The organism is Sphingobium sp. FW306-1B-F04DB, assembly GCF_058781925.1.
Genome location: NZ_JBYSXE010000032.1, coordinates 38,450 through 47,012, shown reverse-complemented (window position 1 = coordinate 47,012; position 8,563 = coordinate 38,450). Strand labels below are relative to the sequence as shown.

General features: G+C 66.6%; 8 protein-coding genes. 3 read left to right on the top strand and 5 right to left on the bottom strand.

Going from position 1 to position 8,563, the window contains the following annotated elements; all coding sequences use genetic code 11:
• The first annotated feature begins 162 nt into the window (after window positions 1-162).
• Window positions 163-906, top strand: a complete 744-nt coding sequence (locus tag AC3WJD_RS14355; RefSeq protein ID WP_492747366.1) for an alpha/beta fold hydrolase — start codon at window positions 163-165, stop codon at window positions 904-906.
• Between the two features lie 183 nt (window positions 907-1,089).
• On the opposite strand, the gene AC3WJD_RS14350 is transcribed toward AC3WJD_RS14355, so the two are convergent.
• A complete protein-coding gene (locus AC3WJD_RS14350) occupies window positions 1,090-1,866 on the bottom strand; it encodes a Tim44 domain-containing protein (RefSeq protein ID WP_492747365.1) in 777 nt (258 codons plus the stop codon).
• A 475-nt stretch (window positions 1,867-2,341) separates the two neighbouring features.
• On the opposite strand from AC3WJD_RS14350, the gene AC3WJD_RS14345 reads away from it, so the two are divergent.
• Window positions 2,342-4,315: a winged helix-turn-helix domain-containing protein gene (locus AC3WJD_RS14345; protein WP_492747364.1), complete on the top strand. Its 1,974-nt coding sequence runs from the start codon at window positions 2,342-2,344 to the stop codon at window positions 4,313-4,315.
• A gap of 200 nt (window positions 4,316-4,515) precedes the next feature.
• Here AC3WJD_RS14345 and glpX read toward each other — a convergent pair whose 3' ends face one another.
• The 3 genes from glpX to AC3WJD_RS14330 form a co-directional block, all read right to left on the bottom strand.
• Window positions 4,516-5,490 carry a class II fructose-bisphosphatase gene (glpX, locus tag AC3WJD_RS14340; RefSeq protein WP_492747363.1) on the bottom strand — a complete coding sequence of 325 codons (975 nt, stop codon included), beginning with the start codon at window positions 5,488-5,490 and terminating at the stop codon, window positions 4,516-4,518.
• A 132-nt stretch (window positions 5,491-5,622) separates the two neighbouring features.
• Window positions 5,623-6,915, bottom strand: a complete 1,293-nt coding sequence (locus tag AC3WJD_RS14335) for a homoserine dehydrogenase (RefSeq protein WP_492747362.1) — start codon at window positions 6,913-6,915, stop codon at window positions 5,623-5,625.
• Between the two features lie 200 nt (window positions 6,916-7,115).
• Window positions 7,116-7,526 (bottom strand): DUF3597 domain-containing protein, encoded by a 411-nt coding sequence (locus AC3WJD_RS14330; protein ID WP_492747361.1) that lies wholly within the window; start codon window positions 7,524-7,526, stop codon window positions 7,116-7,118.
• A gap of 180 nt (window positions 7,527-7,706) precedes the next feature.
• Here AC3WJD_RS14330 and AC3WJD_RS14325 point away from each other — a divergent pair, with 180 nt between their 5' ends.
• Window positions 7,707-7,922 (top strand): hypothetical protein, encoded by a 216-nt coding sequence (locus tag AC3WJD_RS14325; protein WP_492747360.1) that lies wholly within the window; start codon window positions 7,707-7,709, stop codon window positions 7,920-7,922.
• Window positions 7,923-7,942: 20 nt separating this feature from the next.
• On the opposite strand, the gene AC3WJD_RS14320 is transcribed toward AC3WJD_RS14325, so the two are convergent.
• The gene (locus AC3WJD_RS14320) at window positions 7,943-8,518 is read right to left on the bottom strand and encodes a hypothetical protein (RefSeq protein ID WP_492747359.1); all 576 of its coding nucleotides are present in this window, start codon (window positions 8,516-8,518) and stop codon (window positions 7,943-7,945) included.
• Window positions 8,519-8,563 lie beyond the last annotated feature (45 nt).

The window sequence follows — 8,563 nt, the reverse complement described above, 5'->3', positions numbered from 1 at the left end:
ACGCCCCATCTGCGCCCCCCATCATCGCAATGGAGATTAGCACATCAGCACGTTTTTACACAGTCTGGACCCATTGCGGACAACGGTGAGCCGTTCCATCTTAAACGGGTGCTATGAAGCGAGCCGAGTTCAGCCACCGGCTCGCCAGCGGAGGCTCCAACCGTGAGCGACCTGTTCGTAGACTCCTGGGGGTCGGGCGTGCCCGTTGTACTAGTGCACGGCTCCCTGGCGACGGGAGCCGACGAGTGGGAGGCTCAGCGACCGCTCGCCGACGAAGGCTTTCGTCTGCTGGTACCTGATCGGCGGGGCTATGGGCGAAGCCCGCCGGCGCGAGGCGAGGATTTTCTGGTTGATGCCGCCGACATTGCCGACCTCATGGGCAATGGCGCCCACCTAGTGGGACATTCCTACGGTGGACTCGGCGCCCTTTTCGCCGCTGCCCGCCGTCCCGATGCGACTCTGTCTCTGACGCTGTTGGAGCCACCCACATTCACGCTGGGCCAGCATGATCAAGCTGCGAGAACATTGGTGGCAGAAGTCCGCCGCCTCTGGGATCAGGATCTTCCGGACGAGGACTGGGTCATCCGTTTCCTGCAACTGGTGGGGAGTGATCCGGAGGTTCTTTCCCCCGAACTGATCGCAGCTGCAGTGCCGCTCGTGCCGGTGTTCCGCCACGGACGGCCGATCTGGGACTCTGAGCTACCGCTCGCCGAGCTGGAATCGGCCGTCTTTGCGAAACTCGTGGTATCCGGCGGGCATAGCGCAGGATTCGATGCCATGTGCGATGCGCTTGCTGAACGGATTGGCGCCTCTCGGATAGCGATCGAAGGTGCCGGCCACGAGATTCAGTTCACCGGAGGGCCGCTCAACGGGGCGCTGCTAACGCTGTGGCGCAGCGTCCTGTAGTCGATCGGGCAGGTCGCACGCGGGACAAGGTGCGACCTTCCCAGCATGCGGGCATCGTGGCTCCGCTGGAACGTCCGCGACTGCTTTCAGGCTTCGGCACGGAAGCACTGAACGACCGGGATTGCGGCGCCTAACGGCAGTTGGCGAGTGCTACATCAAAGCGCCCGCCATCTCCCTGACAGCTTAGGATTCCTGCACTGCCGACAGACGCCACGAACCATTTGCTTCACGCGCAAAGGTCCACAGCTCGGTCGCCCGCGTCGGGCGGGTGGGATCACCCTCAATTACGGCGCCGCTGTTGCGATCAAGCATCACGTCGATGCTCTCATACCGCATGGCGATGGTGGCATAGTCGGTCGAACCTTCGCGCCACGCCTCAGCGACCTCGGCATCGATCAGCTGCGTGCCCGACACATTGTTGCGGCGACCATTCGTGGCGTTCTGGCTGAGCTCCTCCGCGAAATATGACATGATCTCAGGCGTCGTCCGCTCCCGCAGGCGCCCATAATCCTCTTGCCCGAATGCTTCCTGCACCTCGATCAGCAGCCTTTCGAAAACCTGCTTGTCGCCATTGTGGATCTCGATGTCATGATTTGGCATGGCGGGGGGAGCGCCCGAAAAGCCGTGTGATCCCGTTGCCATCGGGGCCGGGCGCGGTTCCATCCCCATGAAGGACGTCTTCATCGCGCCACCATGAGTAGCGGCAAGCGCGGGCTTGCGGCGGAACATCCGAAAAAGGAACCAGATGAGGCCGCCGATCAGGGCCGCCTGGAACAGGGCCATGAGGAAGCCCGCGCCCGCCAACGAGCCAAGGCCACCACCCAGCAGCGCGCCGATCAGGCCACCAGCGATCAGGCCGCCGATCAGGCCCCTCGCAAGACCGCCGGATTTCGCCGGGACCATCTTCCCGGCCTGCGGCTGCCGACCTGCGGCATGGCTGCCGTTCGGCTTTTCCGTCATGGAGCGCTGGACGGGGGTCGTCTGCCTGGGCGCGACAGTCGTTGCCCTTGGGGCATCATAGGTACGCGCTCCACGGCTGCCGAAGCTACCGCGCCGGCGTGCGTCGGCCGGCGCACTAAGCACCACGGCCACAGCCAAACCCATTGCGAACGCACCGAAATCTCTCAATTGGAAACCGTTCATTTCAACTCCTTTGGAGACCGTCTATCGGGTGTTGGCTCCTATTGCCAGAAGGGCAGAATGGCGGTGCAACAGTTTCCGGGCGCACGTTCTTCCAGTCCGATGTCGCTTCTGGAAGCACGAGGTTAGGCTGGAAGGCAAACGTCGGGCGTTCCCGGAAAAATTACGCATGTCCCGTAACTTGGGTCGGCGCTATGGGCGGGGCGATCGGGCGCTCATATGATGAGGCGGTTTTGAGGCGGGTCCGCGGAGCCGGTTTGGGCGATCCCGCGGCACAAGGATCATGGCCGGTGCGATGACCCATCAGCGCTATCTGCTCGCGGGCCCGATCAGGCTCGACACGCGCGACGAGCGCCTCTGGCGCGATGGCAGGCCGGTGCGGCTGGGCGGCAAGGCGTTCGGGATGCTGCGCGTGCTGATGGAGAATCCCGGCACGCTCGTCACCAAGGACGAGCTGTTCGATCGCGTCTGGCCCGACGTCACGGTTTCGGAATCGGCGCTGTCCACCGCGATCAAGGAGCTGCGCCACGCGATCGGCGACGACGCGCGCACGCCGCACGTCATCGAGACCGTCTATGGCCGCGGCTATCGCTTCCTGCCGCCGGTCGCGCAGAGCGACGACGCGCCGGCGCCGCCGCTCCAGCCAAAATCGCGATCCGGGACGGTCGAAGCGCCCGCGCCGATCGGTGCAGGCGTGTTGGCCGGGGGCAGGGCCCGCTGGCCATGGCGCTGGCTTGCGCTTGGCGCGCTGGTGCTGCTGGCGGTCGCGGTATTGCTCGCGCTGCGGCCCTGGGCCGGCGCACCTCCGTCCGACGAGATCGTCGTGGGCGCGAAGGTCAAGTCGATCGCGGTGCTGCCTTTTGACGACCTTTCGCCCGGACGCGATCAGGGCTGGTTCGCCGAAGGACTGACCGAGGAGATCCTCAACAGTCTTGCGCGCATCCCCGACCTGCGCGTCGCTTCGCGTAGCTCGGCGGCCGGGCTCAAGCGTTCGGGCGCGACCGTGAAGGAGGCAGCGGTCGCACTGGGCGTCGCGCACGTCCTGGAAGGATCGGTGCGGCGCAGCGGCGGGCGCGTGCGCGTGACCGCGCAGCTGATCCGCGCGTCGGACGGCTATCATCTCTGGTCGCAGAATTTCGACCGTGCCGAGCGCGACGTGATCTCGATCCAGGAGGATACCGCCTTCGCGATCGCCTCGGCGCTCAAGACGGTGATGGATCCCGCCAAGCTGCGCGCGATGGTGGACGCGGGGACACGCTCGGTCGACGCCTATCAGGAATATCTGAAGGGACTTGCCTATGACCAGCGCCACCTTGACCTCGGCGATCTCGAATATGCGCGCCGGGCGAACGCGGCCTATGAGCACGCCCGCATGCTCGACCCCAATTTCGCGGCGGCGCACTGGAAGGCCGCGCAGAACTGGTTCGGGCGCGCGACGCGCGTGGATTCGCAGGCGGGCGTGCAGGAGGGGACTGCTGCCGAAAGGCTGGCGGGCTATATGACACGCGTCAACGCCGCGATCGCCAATAGCAAGGATCCCGCCGACACGCTCAAATATCGCGCGGCGCGCGCGTCGATGCAGCTGCGCTTCCGCGAGGCGCTGCGGCTGCTGACCGCCTATCTCGAACTGCGCCCGCGCGACATCGACGGCTGGCAGGAAATGACCGACGTGTCGGCCTATGCGGGTGACCGCGCGGCGACCGGGAGGGCCGCCGAGCGCATCCATGCGCTCTCGATCGAGAACGGCAATCCGCTGTCGCGCGCGATCACCGCATCAGTGATGGCGCTCCAGTTCGACAAGGCGGCCGAGCGCGCGCGCGAGCAGCTGAAACTGCGTCCCGACAACGCGCTGATCCAGTATCAGGCACACCGCGCACTGCTATGGGCGGGGCAGACCGACGAGGCGCGCACGGTGCTGGCGCGTGTGCGCGCGGGCAAGCTGCCCGAGGACAACCGCCTTGTCGCCGAGATGCGGCAGGCGTGCGCCGAAGGGCGGCGCGGTGAGGCCGAGGCGCTGCGGCGACGGATCGAGGCGTTGTCCGATCCAAGCATCAACCCCCGCTGGCTCGCCGCAACGCTGCTGGGCGATCAGGCGCGCGCCGACGCGCTGCTGCGCCCGCTCGATACGCCCGAGGGACTGCCGACGCTGATGCAGTTCATGATCTATCCGATGTTCGACACGCGCCGCTTTCCGCAGCTGAGCGCACGGCTCGCGGCGGACGGCGTGACGCCGATCCGGCCGGTGATGGAGCCCTTTGCCTGCCGATAGACCGCTGGCTCGCGAACCACACGTTTTCCCTGCCGTCATGCCAGCGCAGGAGCATCGGATCGGATCGTCCCCCGGACGATCCTTGAACATGCGAGGCATGTTCAACCCGATGCTGGTCTGTCAAACAGATCTCGCCTCATTCTGTGGGAGATGCCAGCCTTCGCTGGCATGACGGCAGGGAAACGCGGCGCGCTTCGGCCTTACCTCGGCTTGCGGTGGTCGCCCTTGACCCAGCGGACGGTGCCCGAACTTGCGCGCATCACGACGCTTTCGGTGGTCATCAGGCCACCCGGCAGGCGCTTGACGCCCTTCAGCAGCGAACCGTCGGTGACGCCCGTCGCGGCGAAGATGCAGTCGCCCTTTGCAAGGTCGTTGAGGTCGTAGACGCGGTCGAGATCCTCGATGCCCCATTTGTAGGCGCGGGCGCGCTCGTCATCGTTGCGGAAGAGCAGACGGCCCTTGAACTGGCCGCCGACGCAGCGCAGCGCGGCAGCCGCGAGCACACCCTCGGGCGCGCCGCCTGAACCCATGTACATGTCGATCGTCGTGTCGGGATTGGTCGTCGCGATCACGCCCGCGACGTCGCCATCGGGGATCAGCATGATGCCGCAACCGATCGCGCGCAGCTCGGCGATCAGCTTTTCGTGGCGGGGACGATCGAGCACGCACACGATGATTTCGCCAGGTTTGACGCCCTTGGCCTTCGCCACCGCCTCGACATTCTCGGTCACCGACTTGTCGAAGCTGATGATGCCCTCGGGATAGCCGGGGCCGACAGCGAGCTTGTCCATATAGACGTCGGGGGCGTTGAGCAGGCAGCCTTCCTCCGCGATGGCGAGGACCGCGAGCGCATTGGGCCCCGCCTTGGCGGTGATTGTGGTGCCTTCGAGCGGATCGAGCGCGATGTCAATCCTGGGACCCTTGCCCTGCGCCATGCCGACCTTTTCGCCGATATAGAGCATCGGCGCCTCGTCGCGCTCACCCTCGCCGATGACGACGGTGCCGTCCATGTAGAGCTCGTTGAGCGCGGCGCGCATCGCCTCGACCGCTGCGCCATCGGCGGCCTTTTCGTCGCCGCGCCCGATCAGCTTCGAGGCGGCGATCGCGGCGGCTTCGGTGACGCGCACCATTTCGAGCACGAGCACGCGATCGAGAATGCGGCTTGCTTCCACCATCGGTTCATCTTCCCCTGAATTTTGTCGGCAAGCGCGCGATAGGCGAGGGGTGTTGCAATGTCGAGAAGGGCGCGCAGCCGAATCCGCGCCCCGACGCTGATTGTGACCGCAACGCCGCCTTGCTGTCGCGCGTCAGAAATCGAGGATGTGCATCAGCATCGGCGCGCCGATCAGGCTGGCCGAACCCGACAGTCGCTGGAGCGCGTCGGCCACGCTGCGCTCGGGGCATTCGTGCGTGACGAGCGCTATCACCGCATCGCCGTCCTCGGTGACGCCGCGCTGGATGAAGCTCTCGATCGAGACGCCCGCGTCGCGCATCGCGGTCGCGATCTCGGCGAGCACGCCCGTCCGGTCCTCGACGACGAGGCGGATATAGCAGCGCCCGATGCGTTCGCCCGCATCGGCGCGGCCGGGATGCGCGAGCGAGGCGACGGGCATGGCGAAGGCGGGGCCATATTCGTTGCGCGCGACGTCGATCAGGTCGGCGACGACGGCGGAGGCGGTGGGGCCATCGCCCGCACCCGCACCCTGGAAGAACAGGCGGCCGACGAAATTGCCCTCTGCTACCACGGCGTTCAATGACCCCGAGACATGCGCGAGCGGATGGCTGAGGGGAACGAGGCAGGGATGGACGCGCTGGAACAGGCCGCCGCCATTGGCTTCGGCCACGCCGACGAGGCGGACACGGAAGCCGAGCTGTTCGGCTTCGAAGATGTCGGCGGCGATGACATGGCGAATGCCCGTGGCCGCGACGCCCGCGAAATCGAGCGCGCTGCCAAAGGCGAGGCTGGCGAGGATCGACAGCTTGTGCGCGGCATCGACGCCGTCGATGTCGAAGCCCGGATCGGCTTCGGCATAGCCCAGCGCCTGCGCCTCGGCGAGCACTTCGGCAAAGTCGCGCCCGTCCTTCTCCATCGTTGTCAGGATGTAATTGCAGGTGCCGTTGAGGATGCCATAGACGCGCGTGATCTCGTTGGCGGCCGCGCCCTCGCGCAGCCCCTTGATGACGGGAATGCCGCCCGCGACCGCGGCCTCGAACTTGAGCGGGATGTCCTTCTCGTCGGCGAGCCGCGCGAGATCGACGCCGTGGTGCGCGATCATCGCCTTGTTGGCAGTGACGAACGCCTTGCCCGATTTGAGCGTGTTGCGCGCGAGGGTCAGCGCGGGGCCATCCGACCCGCCGATCAGCTCGACCACGACATCGGCGCCGCTCTCGGTGCCGAGCGCGGTCATGTCGTCGACCCACTGGAAGCGCGAAATGTCGACGCCGCGATCCTTGCCGCGATCGCGCGCCGAGACCGCGACGATCTCGATCGGACGGCCCGCGCGACGCTCGATCAGCGCGCGGTTGGCATCGATCAGGCGAATGACGCCGCTGCCCACGGTTCCAAGTCCCGCCAGCGCTACCTTGAGCGGCTCCGCCATTTCGATCCCTTCATCCCGAACGATAAGGTCCGCCTCCTAGGCCGTGGAGGTGGACCTGCCAAGGATTTTGGAACGCCCCGTCGGTGTCATTCCCGCGGCAGCGGGAATCCGGAGTCGCCCGCGCGGGACGACCGATATCGTCTGGATCCCCGCTTTCGCGGGGATGACACAGAAGGGGTGGCAGTGGTCGAGTGCGAAAGTCAGTCTTTCAGCTCGGCGGGAACGATGCCGCCATTCTCGGCAAGTTCGCGCATCACCTGCTTGTGCAGCCAGATGTTCATCGTCGCGCTGTCGCTGGTGTCGCCCGTGTAGCCGAGCTCTGCGGCGAGTTCCTTGCGGTTCTCGAGGCTGGGATCGAGATCGAGCAGCTTCATCAGGTCGACGATCGAGCTGCGCCAGTTGAGCGGCTGGCCTGCGGCGGCAGCGCGGTCGGTCAGCACGGCGACGACGTCGACCTCGGTGATGACGACGGGCCCGGCGGGCGCGGCGGCGGGGGTGAAGCCCGGATCCGAGGGCGTGTTCATCTGCGGCATGGCCGGGGTGGAGGGGGTCGGATCGGGTTCCTTCTTCTTGCCGAAGATCGCGTCCTTGATCTTGCCGAAAATGCTCATCGGTCGTCTCCTCCGCTGTGGCCGGGCGCATCCAGAGCGCACCCGGACATGAAAACCATTGACTGCCTCCCCGGTTTCGCCGTCTTCTGTTTTATCGGCGCGGAGCGAGTCCCCCGCCCGTATCGCGAAGACGCGCCGGCGGCGCGCCGCACGACAGAACGGCTCCGAGGAGACATCGAGATGCCCCGCAAAGGTGACATTCCCGCGACGCGTGCCCGGCCCAAGGAGGAATTGCTCTTTGGCCTGTGGGGAGAGGGGGAAGCCGCCGAAGCCGGGCTCGATCGCTATGACACCAGCCAGCGCGACGAGATCATCGAGGTGCTGGGCGACGCGCCCGATGACGGCCTGATCCAGACGATACTGGCACCCGATATCGCGGATGCCGAGGACTGGTAACGCCGGGCGCGGCAGGTGCCTCAGGCGTCGACGCTGATCACCAGCCAGTCATCGCCTTGCAGCTGGAACAGCAACGCCCGGATCGCGTCATGCGCGGGATCGGCGCCCTCGGGCTCCAGATGCGGCAGCAGCCTGAGCGCGGTTCGCGCTGGCACCCATCCGCCGATATGCGCATCGACGGGCTCGCGGGGCGGCGGCGGGGTTCGCGCAAAGGCGGCGAGCCAGCGGGCGAGCCGCGGACCATGCGCGATCATGCGCGCCAGTCGCGGCGGCAGACCCAGACGTTCGCCATGGTGGTACAGCTGATGCCATGTCGCGGGCGTCAGCGGCGTCAGCGGTGCCATGCGATCCAAAAGGATGAGCGACAGCGCGAGGCCGGCCGGCATTGCGGGGGATTGCAGCCATTCACGGGGACGGCCGCGCCCGGTAAAGCCGAGCATGCCGAGCCCGGCGGGAGTGACCCGTTCCAGCGCGGCAAGCGCGCGCCGGCGCACATCCCCGGGACGGCCTTCGGCGCAGGCGCGCCAATCGGCGATCAGGTCATCGCATTGCGACGGCGTCAGCGTGCAACGGTTGCAATGGACCTCGAACGCCAATGATCCGCTCCCGAAAGAAGGCGCACAGCAACCCGTCCTGTCGTC